The organism is Streptomyces sp. yr375 (genome assembly GCF_900110755.1).
Taxonomy (GTDB): Bacteria; Actinomycetota; Actinomycetes; order Streptomycetales; family Streptomycetaceae; genus Streptomyces.
On record NZ_FOFF01000001.1, the window covers coordinates 563,358 to 580,019 of the forward strand.

The following is a 16,662-nucleotide window of genomic DNA, read 5'->3' on the forward strand; positions in this document are numbered from 1 at the left end:
GGACCCGGTATGACGACGACGCTCGGTCTGCCCGAAGCCATCCACGCCTGCCTCTTCGACCTCGACGGGGTCGTCACCCGGACGGCCGCCGTGCACGCGGCCGTCTGGAAGGAGACCTTCGACGCGTTCCTGCACGCGCGCGTGGGCGAACCCTTCCGCCCCTTCGACGCGGACGCCGACTACGCCGAGTACGTCGACGGACGCCCCCGCGCGGACGGCGTCCGCACCTTCCTCGCCTCCCGGGGCATCGAACTCCCCGACGGCGACCCCGACGACCCGCCCGACGCGCGGACCGTCCACGGCCTGGGCAACCGCAAGAACGACCTGCTCCTGGAACGGATCCGCACCCAGGGCGTCGAGGCGTACGACGGCACCCTGCGCTACATCGAGGCGGCACGCGCGCGTGGCCTGCGCACGGCGGTCGTCTCCGCCAGCGCCAACACCCGCGACGTGCTGCGCTCGATCGGCGCCGAGCACCTCTTCGAGGTCCGCATCGACGGCGTCGTCGCGGCCGAGCGGGGCCTGCCGGGCAAGCCCCGCCCCGACACGTTCCTGGCCGCCGCCCACGACCTCGGCGTCGACCCGCCGGGCGCGGCCGTCTTCGAGGACGCGCTCGCCGGGATGGACGCGGGCCGCGCCGGGAACTTCGGGTACGTCGTGGGCGTTGACCGCGTCGGGCGGACCGACGCGCTGTACGCGCACGGCGCGGACGTCGTGGTGCGGGATCTGGACGAACTGCGCGGGCAGGGAGGGCGGGCGTGATCACCCACCGGTCGTACACCGTGGAGCCGTGGTGCGTGCGCGAGACGGAGCTGAACCTCGACGTGCTCGCCCAGAGCGAGTCCGTGTTCGCCCTCTCCAACGGGCACGTCGGCTGGCGCGGCAACCTCGACGAGGGCGAACCGCACGGCCTGCCCGGCGCCTACCTCAACGGCGTCCACGAACTGCACCCCCTGCCCTACGCCGAGGCGGGCTACGGCTATCCGGAGTCCGGGCAGACCGTCATCAACGTCACCAACGGCAAGATCCTGCGGCTGCTGGTCGACGACGAGCCGTTCGACCTGCGCTACGGCCGCCTCGTCGCCCACGAGCGGGTGCTCGACCTACGGCGCGGCGTCCTGGAGCGGACCTGCGAGTGGACCTCCCCGGCCGGATCCACGGTCCGGGTCCGCTCGACCCGGCTCGTGTCGCTCGCCCAGCGGGCCGTCGCCGCCGTCGCCTACGAGGTGGAGGCCGTCGGCCGCCCCTGCCGGGTGGTGATCCAGTCCGAACTGGTCACCAACGAGAGCCTGCCCGACCCCGACGGCGACCCGCGCGCCGCCCGCGCCCTGAAGTCACCTCTGGAACCGGAGGAGGACGTCGCCGTGGGCAGCCGGCTGCGCCTCGTCCACCGCACCAAACGCAGCGGACTGCGGGTCGCCGTGGCCGCCGACCACACCGTCACCGGCCCCGAACGGACCACGATCAGGAGCGAGAGCAACGTCGACGCGGCCCGGCTCACCGTCACCTCCGTGCTGGCGCCCGGCCAGCGGCTGCGGGTGGAGAAACTCGTCGCCCACGGCTGGTCCGGCGCCCGCTCCCGGCCCGCGATGAGCGACCAGGTCGAGGCGGCCCTCGCGGCCGCCGGACACAGCGGCTGGGCCGGCCTCCTCGACGAACAGCGCGGCTACCTCGACGACTTCTGGTCCCGCGCGGACGTCGAGGTCGACGGCGACGAGGAGATCCAGCAGGCCGTCCGCTTCGCCCTCTTCCACGTCCTCCAGGCCGGCGCCCGCGCCGAGCAACGCGCCATCCCCGCCAAGGGGTTGACCGGCTCCGGCTACGACGGCCACGCCTTCTGGGACACCGAGACCTTCGTGCTCCCGCTGCTCACCTACACCGCGCCCGCCGCCGTCGCCGAGGCCCTGCGCTGGCGGCAGAACACCCTCCCCGCCGCCCGCGAGCGCGCCACCCAACTCGGGCTGCGCGGGGCCGCGTTCCCCTGGCGGACCATAGCGGGCTCGGAGGGCTCGGCGTACTGGCCGGCCGGCACCGCCGCCTTCCATGTCAACGCCGACATCGCCGACGCCGTGGTGCGGTACGTGGCGGCGACCGGGGACACCGACTTCGAACGGGGCACGGGCGTCGAGCTGTTGGTGGAGACCGCCCGGCTGTGGCGCTCGCTCGGCCACCACGACGCGCACGGCGCCTTCCACATCGACGGCGTCACCGGCCCCGACGAGTACAGCGCGGTCGCCGACGACAACACGTACACCAACCTGATGGCCCGGGCGAACCTCCTCGCCGCCGCCGACGCCGTCGTACGCCACCCGCGCGAGGCCGCCCGGCTCGGCGCGGACGAGGAGGAGAGCGCGGCCTGGCGCGACGCGGCCGAGGCCGTGCACCTGCCGTACAACCACGAACTCGGCGTCCACGAACAGCACGCGGGCTTCACCCGTTACCAGCACTGGGACTTCGACGCCACCCGCCCCGACCAGTACCCCCTGCTGCTGCACTTCCCGTACTTCGACCTCTACCGCAAACAGGTCGTCAAACAGGCCGACCTGGTCCTGGCGATGTACACCTGCGCGAGCCACTTCGACGACGAGCAACTCGCCCGCAACTTCGCCTACTACGAGCCGCTCACCGTCCGCGACTCCTCCCTCTCCGCCTGCTGCCAGGCCGTGATCGCCGCGCAGGCCGGCCATCTGCGGCTGGCCTACGACTACACGGCCGAGGCCGCGCTGATGGACCTGGCCGACCTGGAGCACAACACCCGCGACGGCCTGCACATCGCGTCCCTGGCCGGTACCTGGACGGCGCTGGTCGCCGGTTTCGGCGGGCTGCGCGGCGACGCCGACGGCCTGCGCTTCGCACCCCGGCTGCCGGAGGCCTTCAGCCGCCTCGCCTTCAGCGTCCAACTCCTCGGCAGCCGCCTGCGCGTGGAGATAGGCCCGGACAAGACCGTTTACACCCTGCTGTCCGGACCGCCCCTGACGATCCGTCACCACGGCACGCCGGTACGCCTGAACGGCGACGGACCCGTCGTACGCGCCATACCGACCGCCCCGTCCCGACCGGCACCACGCCAGCCCCCGCACCGGGGGCCGAACACCCGCTGAGCCCCGGGCGACCCGGCCGCCGCCGGTGTTTCCCGGCCGTCGGGGGCTGGTAGGTAGTGGGGGTATCGGCGGGCGAGGCGAGGGGGAGTGGCATGGTGCAGGGCGGACCCGAGGGACGGCCGGCGGAGGAGTTCTTCACGGTGGGCGGCTCGTCCTTCCGTGACTTCCTGGCGGCGCACCGACCCGAACTGCTCCCCACCCGCAGACCGTTGCCCGCCGGTGTCCGGGCCGCCCCGGACAGCTTCCCGCACGGCACGACCGTACTGGCCCTCGCCTACCGCGACGGCGTACTGATCGCCGGTGACCGCCGGGCCACCATGGGCAACCTCATCGCCCAGCGCGACCTGGAGAAGGTGCACCCGGCCGACGACCACACCGCCGTCGCCTTCGCCGGCACCGTCGGCCTCGCCCTGGACATGGTGAAGCTGTACCAGGTCGAGCTGACGCACTTCGAGAAGGTCGAGGGCGTCCCCATGACCCTCGCCGCGAAGGCGCGCAGACTGGCCACGATGATCCGGCAGAACCTCGACCAGGCCATGCAGGGCCTCGCCGTCGTCCCGCTCCTCGCGGGCTACGACACCGCCGCCGCGCCGGGCGCCCGGGGCCGCATCTTCAGCTTCGACGTGGTCGGCGGCCTCTACGAGAAGTCGCCCTTCCACGCGGAGGGTTCGGGTTCGCCGTACGCGCGCGGGTCGCTGAAGAAGCTGTACCGCGCCGACATGTCCCGGCGCGAGGCGGCGCTCGCCGCGCTCCAGGCGCTGTACGACGCGGCCGACGACGACTCCGCCACCGGCGGCCCCGACCTCAACCGCCGGATCTTCCCGATCGTCTCGGTCATCACCGAGGACGGCTTCGAGCGACTGCCCGAGGCGCAGACCGAGCAGCTCAGCGAGGAGATGATCGAGCGGCGCGGCACCAGACCGGACGGCCCGAACGCCACGGCGTGACACGGGAGTCGGGCGCGGGCGCGCTGTCCCTCCGCATGGTTTCCCGTCTCATGGTCAAGATCTGCCGCGCCCTTTACTGCACATGATGTGCAGGTACCGGAGGATGGCATGAGGTCGCCGCCCGCGGTGGCCGTCCTCCGGACCCCGACGAAAGACCTCCCCGATGACGACGGCGACGACCGCCCCGCACCGCGTCCGCACCTCCCTGACGCGGCAGGAGTGGACCCGCCTCGGCGGGATGGCCGCGTTCATCCTCGCGCTGCACGTGATCGGCTGGTTCACCCTCGTCGCGATCGTCGCCCCCGAGCACCACACCGTCGGCGAGAAGTCGTTCGGCATCGGGATCGGCGTCACCGCCTACACCCTCGGCATGCGGCACGCCTTCGACGCCGACCACATCGCCGCCATCGACAACACCACCCGCAAGCTGATGGGCGAGGGGCAGCGCCCGCTGTCGGTCGGGTTCTGGTTCTCGCTCGGCCACTCCAGCGTCGTCTTCGCCCTGGCGTTCCTGCTGTCCATCGGCGTCAAGGCGCTGGCCGGCCCGGTCAGCGAGGACGGCTCACGCCTGCACGACGTCACCGGTCTGATCGGCACGACCGTCTCCGGCACCTTCCTCTACGTCATCGCCGCCCTCAACCTCGTCGTCCTCGGCGGCATCTGGAAGGTGTTCCGCCGGATGCGGTCCGGCGAGTTCGACGAAGCCGCGCTGGAGGCGCAGTTGAACAGCCGCGGGCTGATGAACCGGCTGCTCGGCCGGGTCACCAAGGCCGTCTCCAAGTCCTGGCACATGTATCCGCTGGGGCTGCTGTTCGGCCTCGGCTTCGACACCGCGACCGAGGTGGCGCTGCTCGTCCTCGCCGGTTCGGGCGCGGCCTCCGGGCTGCCCTGGTACGCGATCCTGTGCCTGCCGGTCCTCTTCGCGGCCGGCATGTCGCTGCTGGACACCATCGACGGCTCGTTCATGAACTTCGCCTACGGCTGGGCCTTCTCGCAGCCGGTGCGCAAGGTCTACTACAACCTCACCGTCACCGGCCTGTCCGTGGCCGTCGCCCTCGTCATCGGCACCGTCGAACTCCTCGGCCTGCTGGCGGACCGGCTCGGCCTGCACGGCCCGTTCTGGGACACCGTCACCGGCATCGACCTCAACACCCTGGGCTTCGTCGTCGTCGGCCTGTTCTTCGTCGCGTGGGCCGTCGCCCTGGTGGTGTGGAAGGTGTTCCGGATCGAGGAGAAGTGGACGACGGACGCCTGACGCGCGGGCTCACTCGCCGATGCGGTCCAGTTCGCGCAGCCGGTTGGTGGCGTCGAGGGCGGCGACCTTGTACGACTCCGCCAGGGTCGGGTAGTTGAAGACCGCGTTGACCAGATAGTCGACGGTGCCGCCGCAGCCCATCACCGACTGACCGATGTGGATCAGCTCGGTCGCTCCGGTGCCGAAGCAGTGCACACCGAGCAGCTTGCGGTCCTGAGGGGAGACCAGCAGCTTCAGCATGCCGTGCGCGTCGCCGATGATCTGCCCACGCGCCAGTTCCCGGTAGCGGGCGACGCCGATCTCGAACGGCACCCGCTCCTCGGTGAGTTGGTCCTCCGTCCGCCCGACGAAACTGATCTCCGGGATGGTGTAGATGCCGATCGGCTGGAGGTCGTGCATCTGCCCGACCGGCTCGCCGCAGGCGTGGTACGCGGCGGCCCGGCCCTGCTCCATCGCGGTCGCCGCGAGCGCCGGGAAGCCGATCACGTCGCCGACGGCGTAGATGTGCGGCACCGGTGTCCGATAGTGCTCGTCGACCTCGATCCTGCCGCGCCGGTCCGCCGTCAACCCGGCCTTGTCCAGGTCGAGTTCGTCGGTCAGGCCTTGCCGTCCCGCCGAGTACATGACCGCGTCCGCCGGGATCTTCTTGCCGCTCTCCAGTACGGTCAGGGTGCCGCGCGGATGCCGTTCCACGGCGGCGACGGTCTCCCCGAACCGGAAGGCGACCGCCAGGTCCCGCAGGTGGTACCGCAGCGACTCGACGACCTCGACGTCACACATGTCGAGCATCCCGGCCCGCTTCTCGACGACGGTCACCTTGCTGCCGAGTGCGGCGAACATACTGGCGTACTCCATGCCTATGACACCCGCACCCACGATCACCATCGACTGCGGAACCCGCTCGATCGTCAGGACGTTGTCGGAGTCGAGGATGGTCCGCCCGTCGAACTCCACGCTGTCCGGCCGGGCCGGCCGCGTCCCGGTGGCGATCACGATGTGCTCGGCGCTGATCAGCCGCTCCTGCCCGGTGACCTCCCGCAGGGCGATCGTGTGGTCGTCGACGAACCGGCCGGTGCCGGCGAACAGGGTGACGTGGTTACGGGTCAACTGGCTGCGGATGACGTCGATCTCCCGCCCGACCACATGCTCGGTGCGGGCCGTCAGGTCGGCGACGGTGATGTTCTCCTTGAGCCGGTAGCTCTGTCCGTACAGGTCGCGCTGGGTGAGACCGGTGAGGTAGAGCACCGCCTCGCGCAGCGTCTTGGAGGGGATGGTGCCGGTGTGGAGGGAGACCCCGCCGACCATGTCGGGGCGGTCGACCACGGCCACACGGCGGCCCAGTTTGGCCGCCGCGATGGCAGCCTTCTGACCGCCGGGACCTGATCCGAGGACGAGCATGTCGAAGTCGGGCACCCTCCGCAGTCTGGCAGTGCGAAGGGCCGCCGCGAAAGGGTGTGACCACGGCAGCGGTCTCCCGATCGCCGAGTTGGTGTGCGGGGACGACGGGACCGGGTAACGTCTTTGTCATGTTCTTCCCGACGCCGGTTGACGAGTGAGAGCGTGACGGGCCCCCGCTGACGTCCTTCGACGTAGCCGCCCGTCCCCCACCGACGAATCCGTAGACCACTTCACATCATGACCGGGAGAACCCGTGACCGTGAGCAAGAACATCAACAACCCCGTGGGCATGGGCGGCGGCCAGCGCAAGAAGCTGTCCCGCGCCGAACGCCAGAACAACGGCCCGCACCGCAACCTCGACCGCCAGAGCGCCGCCGACCAGAAGGCGGAGCTGGTGCGCAAGATGCGCGAGAAGGCGGCCGCAGCCGAAGGCGCCGCGCAGGCAGCGGGCGACGACACCGCACAGAACTGACCCGCCGCCGCCGCGGTCAGGCTCGCGCGTCCGTAATCCTCGGGCTTCGGCTCGGGGAGCGAGTCAAGGCAGCAGTTTCTCGATGGCGCCGGGGCCCTCCTCGGCGAGCTTGCGGCGAGCCCATTCGAGGGTGCGCGGGGTGAGGTCGCGGCCGGTGACGAGGACCATGTCCTCCGGTGACACCTCGGTGCCGGTGCGGGTGTGGAGCAGTTTGTCCGGGGTGGCGCGGTCCGGGGACGGCCGGAACGCGCCGGGCTGTGACGTCGACATGGTCTGGCTCCTCGGGTCCGGTGGTGGCTACGGCCCGGTGCGTACATCGGGGCGCGCAACGGGTCCACTAACACCATTCATCCTGGGCGCGCACCCTGCATCCGGAAGGGGCCGGGCACGGGCCGGGCGTCGGCCGCCGGCCGAGATGCCGGGGTGATCGGCCGGGCGTCTAATGGGCTCTATCGGGGCGTCCGAACCGCTCATGCGGGACACGCGCGGCAGGGAAGGCCCAGATCATGGAACCCACCAGTGCGGGCGAACCGCGACCCGGGGGACTGCGCAGACTCGGCGCCTGGTGCGCCCGTCACTTCGTGATCGTCATCGTCGCCTGGCTGGTGGCGCTCGTCGCCCTCCAGGTACTCGACCGCACCTACGGCGGGACCTACGAGGACAACTTCTCGCTGTCGGGCGTGCAGTCCCAGGAGGGCCTGGACGTGCTGAAGAAGCACGATCCGCAGGCCGGCGGCTACAGCAGCCAGATCGTGCTGCACGACGACAAGCAGGCGCTGTCCGCGCTCGGCTCGCAGATGTCCACCACCGTCGGCGACCTGCAGAAACTGCCCCATGTGCTGTCCGTGCAGAACCCGCTGTCACAGTCCGCGTCCAAGGTCGGACCCGTCTCCACCGACGGGAAGACCGGTTACATCACCATCCGCTTCGACGTCCAGCCCTCCACCCTCGGCGACGCGTACCTCAACGGCGTCGACGACGCCGTCCAGCCGCTGCGGGCGGCCGGCGCCGACGTCGAGTACGGCGGACCGCTCGGCGAACTGGCCCGGCCCGCCGCGGACGACCGGATCAGCGAACTCATCGGCTTCGCGGTCGCCATCGTCGTCCTGATCGTCGGCTTCGGCAGCATCATCGCCGCCGGACTGCCCCTGATCACCGCGCTGATCAGCGTCGTCGGCGGACTCGCCTGCCTCGGTCTGCTCGCCGCCGCCTTCACCTTCGCGACCGTCTCCCCGACCCTCGCCACGATGATCGGGCTGGGCGTCGGCATCGACTACGCCCTGTTCCTGATCACCCGTCACCGGCAGGGCCTCATGGACGGCGCGGATCCGGTGCGGGCCGCCGGGCACGCCAACGCCACCAGCGGACGCGCCGTCCTCGTCTCCGGCACCACCGTGATCATCGCCCTGGCCGGCCTGTCCGCGTCCGGGGTCTCCTTCATCGCCAAACTCGGGCTCGCCGCCGCCGTCACGGTCGTCTCCGCCGTCATCGGGGCCCTCACCCTCGTCCCCGCCCTGCTCGGCCTCATCGGCCGCCACATCGACCGTTTCCACGTGCGCCGGCCGGTCGCCGAGACCGACGCCGCCCCCGGCGCGGTCCCGCACGGCACCTGGCACCGCTACGCGCAGCGCGTCGAGCACCGGCCCTGGCAGTACCTGGGCGCGGGCGTCGCCGTCATCGCGATCCTCGCCATCCCCGTCTTCTCGATCCAGCTCGGGCACATCGGCGACGGCGCGGACCCGAAGTCCTTCACCGACCGGCGCGCCTACGACCTGATGACCGACGCCTTCGGTCCCGGCTCCAACGGCCCCCTGACCGTCGTCATCGACCAGACCTCCGTCCCCGCCGACCAGCGCTCCGACCTCTCCTCCCAGGCCCAGAAGACCCTGAACGCGGTGTCCGGCGCGTCGACCGTCACCCCTCTGACGCCCACCCAGGACGGCGACGTCCTGCTCGCCACCGTCTACTCCACGCAGGCCCCGCAGGACGCCACCACCACCGACCTGACCAACCGGCTCGTCGACGACACCCTCCCCGCCGCGGTCGCCGGCACCGCCGCGCACGGCTACGTCACCGGCACCACGGCCGCGCAGGTCGACTTCCGTGACATCGTCGCGAGCCGGCTGCCCCTGATCATCGGGGTGGTCGTCGCCCTGGCCTTCCTGATCATCCTCGCCGTCTTCCGCGGCCTCCTCGTCGCGGTCAAGGCCGCGATCCTCAACGTCCTGTCGATCACGGCCTCCTACGGCGTGGTCGTCGCCGTCTTCCAGTGGGGCTGGGGCGGGCCCGCGCTGGGCGTGAACGGCGACGTGCCCATCGAGAGCTATGTGCCGATGATGATGTTCGCGATCATCTTCGGGCTGAGCATGGACTACGAGATCTTCCTGCTCTCCCGCGTCCACGAGGCGTGGCTGCGCACCGGCGACGCCAAGGCCTCCGTCGCCCACGCGCTGGAGATCACCGCCCGGGTCATCACCTGCGCCGCCCTGATCATGGTGAGCGTGTTCGCGGCGTTCATCATCAGCGACAACATCGTCGTCAAGATGCTGGGCCTGGGCCTCGCCGTGAGCGTGCTGATCGACGCGACCGTCGTCCGCCTGCTCATGGTGCCCGCCGTGATGACGCTGCTGGGCAAGAAGGCCTGGTGGACGCCCCACTGGCTGGACCGGATCCTGCCGCACATCGACACGGAGGGGGAGCCGGACTCCGTCAGCGCGGCTGCGGGGGATGCGGCGGGGCCGGGGCGAGGACGAGCATCGTGACGTCGTCGCGGACGGCCGGGCAGTGCCGTAGGACGTCCGTCCACACGCGGTCGGCCAACGTCGCCAGGTCGGTGTCGGTGTCGGCGGCGAGGGCGGGGAGCCGGTCGAGGAGAGGGTAGAAGTCGCCGTTGGCGTCCCTGGCCTCCGAGACGCCGTCGGAGGCCAGGAAGAGACGGTCGCCGGGGCGCAGCGTGAGGGTGTGGGCGGTGAGCGGGGCGCCGTCCAGGAGGCCGAGCCCCAGCGGCGTCCACGGGTCGACGGCCACCTCGGTGGCCGTGCCGTCGCGCAGCAGCACCGGCGGCGGATGCCCGCAGACGACGATGCGGACGGCGTCCGCGTCCGGGGCGAACTCCAGCAGCACGGCCGTCGCGAACAGCTCGGCGTGCGTGTCCCGCGCCGAGTCCACCACCAGCCGCCGGTCGAGCCGGGCGGCCACCGCCTCCAGGGCCGGCTGGTCGAGCACCGCCTCCCGGAACGCGCCCAGCAGCGAGGCCACCGTCGCCACCGCCGCCAGCCCGTGCCCCTGCACATCGCCGAGCACCGCCCGCACCCCGTGGGCGCTCGTGCGGACGTCGAAGAAGTCGCCGCCGACCAGCGTCCCGGCCTGCGCCGCCCGGTACAGCCCCGCGCAGCGCACCGGACCGACCCGCTCCGGCACCGGCGGCACCAGGGCGTCCTGGGCGGCCTCGGCGATCGTGCGCTCGAGATCGAGCTGGGTGTCCCGGCGGCTGCGCACGAACGACACGAACACACTGAGGACGGCGACGAAACACGTCGTCAACAGGTCGGCCTCGCCCGGCTGGTCGAGCCGGAACGCGGGCACGTTCAGCATCACGACCACGGTCGCGCCGAGCACCGCGGTCGCCACCGGACCGTACGACAGCACGGCGAGCGGCGGGATGGCGCCCAGCAGGAAGCCGATGGCGAGCGGTTTGCTGCTGATCTGGGTGGCCACGCAGACGCCCGCGATCAGGGCGAGCGGCAGTGCCCGCACCCAACGGGGCGGCGGCGCGCCCCGCAGCCAGCCCCGCCGGTCGCCCTCCAGTCGCCTCACATGCCCACGCTCCACCCCGGTACCGGCCGCCGCACGCCGAAAAAACCCTTGGACGTGAACGTCGGCCACTCCCTACGGTGTGACCGCACGCCCGGACACCACGGAAGGAGGCGAGCGCCATGCGATCCACCATCATCCCGCGCTCCCACCCCGTGACCCCGGCGTGCCCCGTCTGACGTTCGTCCGACGCCCGGGAGCGCACATCGCCGTAAGCGACCCGGAGGAATCCATGACCGATCTGGTCATCCGCCCTCTCGACGAGAGCGATGTCCATCTGTTCGACGCCCTGCCCGACCCGCTGCGCGCCGCCGAGGCGTTCGGCAGAGTCACCTACCGCCCGGAGTGGAAGCGCGTCGCTTTGCGCGAGGGCCGGGTCGTCGCCCGCGCCGCCTGGTGGGGCGGGCCCGACGACAGCGAACCCCTCGTCGTCGAGTGGTTCGACTTCGCCGACGGCGAGGAGGAAGCCGCCGCCGAACTCCTGCGCACCGCGCCCTGGCAGGTCGGCCTGGAGCTGGTGATGCCCGGCGGCTGGCGCGACGACCCCGCGATGCGGGCCGCCGCCGAGGCCCGGCACAGCGCGGCCCGCGCGGCCGGCCACACCCCGCTGGTGGAACGCTTCGTGTACCGCTGGACCCCGGAGTGCGGGCTTCCCGAACGCCCGGGACGTCTGCGCTTCGCCCCCGAACCCGACGACGCCGTCTTCTTCGACGCCCTGCGCCGCATCCACTCCGACACCCTCGACGCCCACGCCCGCAAGGCCATCAGGGAAGGCGGCCTCGACCAGGCCGCCCAGGAGGAGCTGGACTTCTTCCACTGGTGCCCGTCCCCACGCGAGTGGTGGCAGCTCGCCCGTACCCCCGAAGGCGAACTGGCCGGCCTCCACATCCCGGCCCACAACCCCTCCGGCCCCTGCGTCGGCTTCATCGGCGTCCTACCGGAACACCGGGGCCACGGCTACGCCTACGACCTCCTCACCGAATGCACCCACCACCTGGCCGCCCACGGCGCCGACTTCATAGCCGCCGCCACCGACCAGGGCAACCACCCGATGGCAGCCCACTTCAAGAAGGCCGGCTACCCGATCGTCCGCGAGCGGGTGAACTTCGAACTGGGCTGAGGGTCGGCTGTCAGCCCCTGGTGAAAGGCTCTCCCTCGGTGTGAGCGACGGCGGATGACGGAGGCGTGATGGGGTTCGACGGCGAGGTCTGGTTGGTCCGGGGGACCGACCGCGGCGAGGAGACCGGGGAGGTCGGGGAGATCGTCATCGACGACGTCGACTTTCCCTGGCTGTCGGGACGTTTCACCGCAGGACCGGCTTACGACGCCGTCGAGCCCCTGTTCACCCGTGAACTGGCGCTTATGGAGGACGAGGACTGGGAGGCATGGGAAGTGGTCGAGACCGAGATACGCCGCCGGGTGTCGCTGGTCTCGCCCCGAGGGGCGGTCCCGGAATTCCTGCTGCACATCCAGGGGGACGCGGCCTGGTTCCGGTGGAGTGATGAGGCGTTCGAGGAGGGTTGAGTCAGCGTGCCCCGCCCTCCAACAGGGCCTCCGTGTCGGCCAGTAGTTCGGTGATGCGGAGGCCGAAGGTGGCGTTGCAGGGGTGGGTGGGGCCGCCGTTCGCTGCGGTGAGGAGGGCGTCTGCCGCGTGGGTGAAGGCGGTGGCCGCGTCTGTGGTGGACTGGGGGAGGTGGGTCACCCCGGTCGTGCCGCGGAGTTCCAGGGTCGCGCCCGCTGCCGCGGGCGGGGCCGTCAGGCTGAGGGTCATGGTGCTGGACGCCCCGGTGACATGGTCCAGGACGACGTGGACCGTGTCGCCGGGGCCGTGGGCCGCCGCCGTCACCCGGCGGACGTCGCCGAGGACCGGCAGCAGCACGGACAGCGCGTGCGGGCCGACGTCCCACAGGGAGCCCTTCTCGCCGCGCCAGGGGGTGGCGAACGGGTGGTCGGCGCTGTCCTCGTGGAAGACGTTGCCCAGCCACTGCGCGTGGCCCGTGAACCACCCTTCGGTGGCGGCCTGTTCGGCGATCCAGGCACCGGCCTCGGGCACGAACCGGGTCGTGAAGAAGACGACCGAGGCGACCCCCGCCTCCTCCGCCGCCCGCACCACGGCCCGCCCGCCCGCGACCGTCGTGGCGACGGGCTTGTCGAGCAGCAGATGACAGCCCGCCCCGGCCGCCCGCACCGCGAGCTGCGCCTGCACGTCCGGCGGCAGGGCGACGGCCACCGCGTCCACATCGGAGAACAGGGCGTCGACGTCGTCGTAGGCCCGGGTCCCGTGCCGGTCGGCCAGTTCCTTCGCGGCCTCCGGGCGACGCCCCCACACGCCGACGAAGTCCAGCGCGTCGTGGGACGCGAGGACGGGCGCGTGCATCATCTGGGCCCAAGGGCCGGTACCGAGCAGACCGATGCGCATACCGCTGACTCTCCCTGACGTGGCGAAACTGATCCCGACCTGGGCGAGCCTCGCACACGGACGGCGTCGAGGACAGCCCCGAAGTCAGGGACGGGCCGCCGCGGGGAAGCCCGTGAGCAGGGCGTCCGCATGGGCGAGCCCGCTGTCCGCGGAGATCTCCCGCACCGTCTGCGCCGAGCGGATCGTGGCGAACGCGACCTGACCGGCGTCGAGCAGATACCCGTACACGGCGGGCCTCGGCAGGCTGTTGTACGACCAGTGCGCCGAGAAGTAGTACCCGCCCGTGTCGTGCAGCACCACCACATCGCCCTCGGCGAGCGCGGGCAGCGGCCGGTCGTGCGCCACCACGTCCCCGGCGAAGCACAGCGGCCCGGCGACGTCCTGCCGCACGAGCGGCGTCCGCTTGGGCGCGCCGTCCGGGCCGAACGCGGACACCCGCAGCGGCCAGGCCTCCGGCATGAACACGGTACGGACGGCGACCTGCCCGCCGGCGTGGGTGAGGGCGACCCGGCGGCCGCCGGCGTCCTTGACGTACTCGACGACCGCCGCCGTGAAGCCGTTCTTGGCGATCAGGGAGCGCCCGAACTCGGTGACCACCTGGTAGCGGCCGTCCAGCAGCGCCGGCTCCGCCGCCGTCAGCGCGGCCACGTACTCGGCGTACGTGGGCGTGACCGTGTCGTCGGCGAAGTTCACCGGCAGCCCGCCGCCCAGATCGAGGCTGGTGACCTGACGGCGGCCGACGTACGCGTTGATCTCCTCGGCGAGCTGGTGCGTCACCGCGAGGCCCTCCGCGATCAGCGGCAGCGGGCAGCCCTGGGAGCCGACGTGCGCGTGCAGCCGGGTCAGCCAGGGCTGCCGCGCGAACGCCTCGACGACCCGGGCGCGGGCCCCGGGGTCGCGCAGCGCCACCCCGAACTTGGAGTGCGCGGTCGCCGTGCTCATCGCGCCGATGGACCCGCCGCCGACCTGCGGGTTGACCCGCAGCCCGAGCACGGACGCGCACTCCTCGGGCCGCAGCGCGTCGATGCGGTCCAGCTCGTCGAGGTTGTCCGCGTTGAGCGCGACGCCCAGCGCGAGGGCCTCGCGGATCTCCTGCCGGGTCTTGGCCGGCGAGTCCAGCACGATGCGCGCTGGCGCGAACCCCGCGTCCAGCGCCAGCCGCAGTTCCCCGGGGCTCGCCACCTCGCAGCCCATCCCGGCGTCGGCGAGCAGCCGCAGCACGGGCACCAGCGAACACGCCTTGGCGGCGAAGGTGTGCAGGACGCCCGGCACATGCCCGAACGCCTCGTGCAGCCCGGCGACGCTGTCGCGCACGCCCCGGACGTCGACGAAGCCGGCCAGCGGCCGGTCCGCCCCGACCAGCCCGTCCGCGACGGCCTGCCGGACGGCGAGCGCGAGGTTCTCGGTGGGGAGCGACACGTGGTTCTCCTTCACTGCGGGATGCGGGATGCGGGACGTCGGATGCGGCGGTACCTCTCCAGAGTCGCCCGCACGGGGCCGTACGTCTTTGGCCGCCGGCACAAAGACAACCGGAACCTTCGTGTCCACCCACAAGGCTCCACCAGGTCAGGGCGTCGCCCCCCTCGTCGCCAGCCGCACCGCGACGGTCAGCAGCAGCCGGGTGTCGGGGTCGTCCAGGTCCACGCCGTACCGCTCCCGGACCCGGCCCAGCCGGTAACGCAGCGTGTTGGCGTGCACGACCAGCCGGCGGGCCGCCTCCGGGACGTCGCCCCCGGCGTCGAGGTACGCAGCCAGGCTCCGTACCAGCTCGCCCCCCGCCGCCAGATCGGCGCGGATCAGGTCGTGGACCGGCCCGCCGCCGGACTCCCACACCGGGCGCGCCGCGTCCAGGATCCGCAGCACCTCCAGCGCCGCGCCCGCCCCGGCCGCGTCCGCGTACCGCGCCGGCCGGGGCCGGCCGGCGGCCGCCGCCCGGGCCTCCCGCTCCCGCAGCGCCCGCACGACGAGCACGGCCCGCTCGTACGACACACACGCCCGCTCCGGAGCGCCGACCGGACCGACCCCCAGCCACACCGGAGCGGTCGCCGAGCCCGGCAGCGCGGACACGACCGCGTCCAGGTCGCGTACGACGGCCAGTACGGCGGCCTCGTGGTCCCTGACCGACGCGTCCCCGGTGAGCAGCAGCGCGAGCCGGTCGCCGTCCCGCAGGATCCCGGTCCCGGGCCGGTGCGCCGAGATCTCCAGGGCGAGGACGTCCAGGGCCCGGTCGTCGGCCCGCCCGCCCGGCCGCCGCTCGGCGGCCACGACGGCGCACGGCGCGTCCGGGGACAGCCCGAGCGACCAGGCATGGGTGCGCCGGTCCCCGAGGCCGTGCAGCAGCCCGCGCAGCGCGGCCTCCCGGCGGTGCGCCGTGCCGCTCTCCCGCAGCCGCTCGCGCACCAGCAGCGGGGCGGCGAGCCCGGCGGCCGTCCGCAGGTAGCGGGCGGCGTCCGGGGCCAGCGCGGCGCCGTCCGCGGCGGCCCAGATCGAGCCGAGCACCTCACGCCCGCTGCGCACGGCGACGACCAGCCGTTCCGGGTCGTCGCCGTCGGCGGCCCGGTGGATGACGTCCTCGGCGGTCCACAGCGCGCGCAGCAGCCCGCTCCGGCGCAGTTCGGCGACCCGCCAGTCGGGCACCCGGCCGCCGAGGATGACGGTCCGGCGCAGCGGGTCGGCACCGGGGCCGGTGGCGGAGTGGGCCAGCACCCGCAACCGGGTGTCCTCGATGGTGATCGACCCCTTCACGTACGTCGCGACCCGCGCCGCCAGGACGGCCAGGGAGGACGCCGCCTCCGGACCCCGCAGCGCGTCGGCGTCCGCACCGTCGCCGGCCCGCGCGTACGACAGCGCCGAGCGCAGGAGCGCGGCGGCCTCGGCCCAGTCGACGCCCTCGGCGCGGGCGAGCAGCGCGATGCCGGTCTCCCGGGCCGCCGCCGTCACCGGCCCTGTCAGCTCACCGCTTTCGTCACCCATGCCCCCCAGGACGACGGCGCACGCGCCCCGCCGGGCGGCCTCCCGCACGGTCCCGGCGTCCGGGACGGCGCCCACGGCCAGCAGCAGAGTGCCCTCGGCTTCTTGACGACGACCCGGATCGCCCGGCCCGCCCAGATCGTCCAGGCCGACGGCGATCCGCCGGACGACGGTGTCGGGCGCGGCGGGCGCGCACAGCAGACGCACCGCGTCACCGTCCTCGAAGGCCAGCAGGGACCGCAGGGTCGGCGTCTCCAGGTTCACCGGCCCGACAATAGTTCGCCGAT

The 16,662-nt window shown here is 72.6% G+C and carries 14 protein-coding genes; 8 read left to right on the forward strand and 6 right to left on the reverse strand.

Features of this window, described 5'->3' with window-relative positions; translation table 11 throughout:
• Window positions 1–9: 9 nt before the first annotated feature.
• From BMZ82_RS02245 to BMZ82_RS02260, 4 genes are all read left to right on the forward strand, one after another.
• Window positions 10–762 carry an HAD family hydrolase gene (locus BMZ82_RS02245; protein ID WP_093770985.1) on the forward strand — a complete coding sequence of 251 codons (753 nt, stop codon included), beginning with the start codon at window positions 10–12 and terminating at the stop codon, window positions 760–762.
• Window positions 759–3,101 (forward strand): glycoside hydrolase family 65 protein, encoded by a 2,343-nt coding sequence (locus tag BMZ82_RS02250; protein WP_093770987.1) that lies wholly within the window; start codon window positions 759–761, stop codon window positions 3,099–3,101. The genes BMZ82_RS02245 and BMZ82_RS02250 overlap by 4 nt, the downstream gene beginning before the upstream one ends.
• 92 nt (window positions 3,102–3,193) lie before the next feature.
• A complete protein-coding gene (gene prcB / locus BMZ82_RS02255; protein WP_093770989.1) occupies window positions 3,194–4,048 on the forward strand; it encodes a proteasome subunit beta in 855 nt (284 codons plus the stop codon).
• 163 nt (window positions 4,049–4,211) lie between these two features.
• Window positions 4,212–5,303: a Nickel transporter NicT gene (locus tag BMZ82_RS02260; protein ID WP_177244340.1), complete on the forward strand. Its 1,092-nt coding sequence runs from the start codon at window positions 4,212–4,214 to the stop codon at window positions 5,301–5,303.
• A 9-nt stretch (window positions 5,304–5,312) separates the two neighbouring features.
• On the opposite strand, the gene sthA is transcribed toward BMZ82_RS02260, so the two are convergent.
• Window positions 5,313–6,716, reverse strand: a complete 1,404-nt coding sequence (gene sthA / locus BMZ82_RS02265; RefSeq protein ID WP_093770991.1) for a Si-specific NAD(P)(+) transhydrogenase — start codon at window positions 6,714–6,716, stop codon at window positions 5,313–5,315.
• A gap of 238 nt (window positions 6,717–6,954) precedes the next feature.
• Here sthA and BMZ82_RS02270 point away from each other — a divergent pair, with 238 nt between their 5' ends.
• The gene (locus tag BMZ82_RS02270; RefSeq protein ID WP_177244341.1) at window positions 6,955–7,173 is read left to right on the forward strand and encodes a DUF6243 family protein; all 219 of its coding nucleotides are present in this window, start codon (window positions 6,955–6,957) and stop codon (window positions 7,171–7,173) included.
• 63 nt (window positions 7,174–7,236) lie between these two features.
• On the opposite strand, the gene BMZ82_RS02275 is transcribed toward BMZ82_RS02270, so the two are convergent.
• Window positions 7,237–7,443, reverse strand: coding sequence for a hypothetical protein (locus tag BMZ82_RS02275; protein ID WP_093770993.1), 207 nt, complete (start codon window positions 7,441–7,443; stop codon window positions 7,237–7,239).
• Between the two features lie 236 nt (window positions 7,444–7,679).
• On the opposite strand from BMZ82_RS02275, the gene BMZ82_RS02280 reads away from it, so the two are divergent.
• Window positions 7,680–9,935, forward strand: coding sequence for an MMPL family transporter (locus BMZ82_RS02280; RefSeq protein ID WP_093770995.1), 2,256 nt, complete (start codon window positions 7,680–7,682; stop codon window positions 9,933–9,935).
• On the opposite strand, the gene BMZ82_RS02285 is transcribed toward BMZ82_RS02280, so the two are convergent.
• Window positions 9,883–10,989, reverse strand: coding sequence for a PP2C family protein-serine/threonine phosphatase (locus BMZ82_RS02285; RefSeq protein ID WP_093770997.1), 1,107 nt, complete (start codon window positions 10,987–10,989; stop codon window positions 9,883–9,885). The two genes, BMZ82_RS02280 and BMZ82_RS02285, sit on opposite strands and share 53 nt — an antisense overlap.
• Before the next feature lie 229 nt (window positions 10,990–11,218).
• On the opposite strand from BMZ82_RS02285, the gene BMZ82_RS02290 reads away from it, so the two are divergent.
• The gene (locus BMZ82_RS02290) at window positions 11,219–12,106 is read left to right on the forward strand and encodes a GNAT family N-acetyltransferase (protein ID WP_093770999.1); all 888 of its coding nucleotides are present in this window, start codon (window positions 11,219–11,221) and stop codon (window positions 12,104–12,106) included.
• 68 nt (window positions 12,107–12,174) lie between these two features.
• Window positions 12,175–12,510 (forward strand): hypothetical protein, encoded by a 336-nt coding sequence (locus tag BMZ82_RS02295; protein WP_093771001.1) that lies wholly within the window; start codon window positions 12,175–12,177, stop codon window positions 12,508–12,510.
• Between the two features lies 1 nt (window position 12,511).
• Here the strand turns inward: BMZ82_RS02295 and BMZ82_RS02300 are convergent, their stop codons facing one another.
• The 3 genes from BMZ82_RS02300 to BMZ82_RS02310 form a co-directional block, all read right to left on the reverse strand.
• Window positions 12,512–13,405, reverse strand: a complete 894-nt coding sequence (locus BMZ82_RS02300; RefSeq protein ID WP_093771003.1) for a Gfo/Idh/MocA family protein — start codon at window positions 13,403–13,405, stop codon at window positions 12,512–12,514.
• Between the two features lie 84 nt (window positions 13,406–13,489).
• Window positions 13,490–14,824, reverse strand: a complete 1,335-nt coding sequence (locus BMZ82_RS02305) for a type III PLP-dependent enzyme domain-containing protein (protein ID WP_256251712.1) — start codon at window positions 14,822–14,824, stop codon at window positions 13,490–13,492.
• 147 nt (window positions 14,825–14,971) lie between these two features.
• On the reverse strand, window positions 14,972–16,639 hold the full coding sequence (locus BMZ82_RS02310) for a PucR family transcriptional regulator (RefSeq protein WP_256251713.1): 1,668 nt from the start codon (window positions 16,637–16,639) through the stop codon (window positions 14,972–14,974).
• Window positions 16,640–16,662: the final 23 nt, after the last annotated feature.

Coding starts and splice junctions, on each gene's coding strand:
- BMZ82_RS02245 (WP_093770985.1), top strand. CDS start 10: ATGACGACGACGCTCGGTCTGCCCGAAGCCATCCACGCCTGCCTCTTC.
- prcB (WP_093770989.1), top strand. CDS start 3,194: ATGGTGCAGGGCGGACCCGAGGGACGGCCGGCGGAGGAGTTCTTCACG.
- BMZ82_RS02260 (WP_177244340.1), top strand. CDS start 4,212: ATGACGACGGCGACGACCGCCCCGCACCGCGTCCGCACCTCCCTGACG.
- BMZ82_RS02275 (WP_093770993.1), bottom strand. CDS start 7,443: ATGTCGACGTCACAGCCCGGCGCGTTCCGGCCGTCCCCGGACCGCGCC.
- BMZ82_RS02280 (WP_093770995.1), top strand. CDS start 7,680: ATGGAACCCACCAGTGCGGGCGAACCGCGACCCGGGGGACTGCGCAGA.
- BMZ82_RS02290 (WP_093770999.1), top strand. CDS start 11,219: ATGACCGATCTGGTCATCCGCCCTCTCGACGAGAGCGATGTCCATCTG.
- BMZ82_RS02295 (WP_093771001.1), top strand. CDS start 12,175: ATGGGGTTCGACGGCGAGGTCTGGTTGGTCCGGGGGACCGACCGCGGC.
- BMZ82_RS02300 (WP_093771003.1), bottom strand. CDS start 13,405: ATGCGCATCGGTCTGCTCGGTACCGGCCCTTGGGCCCAGATGATGCAC.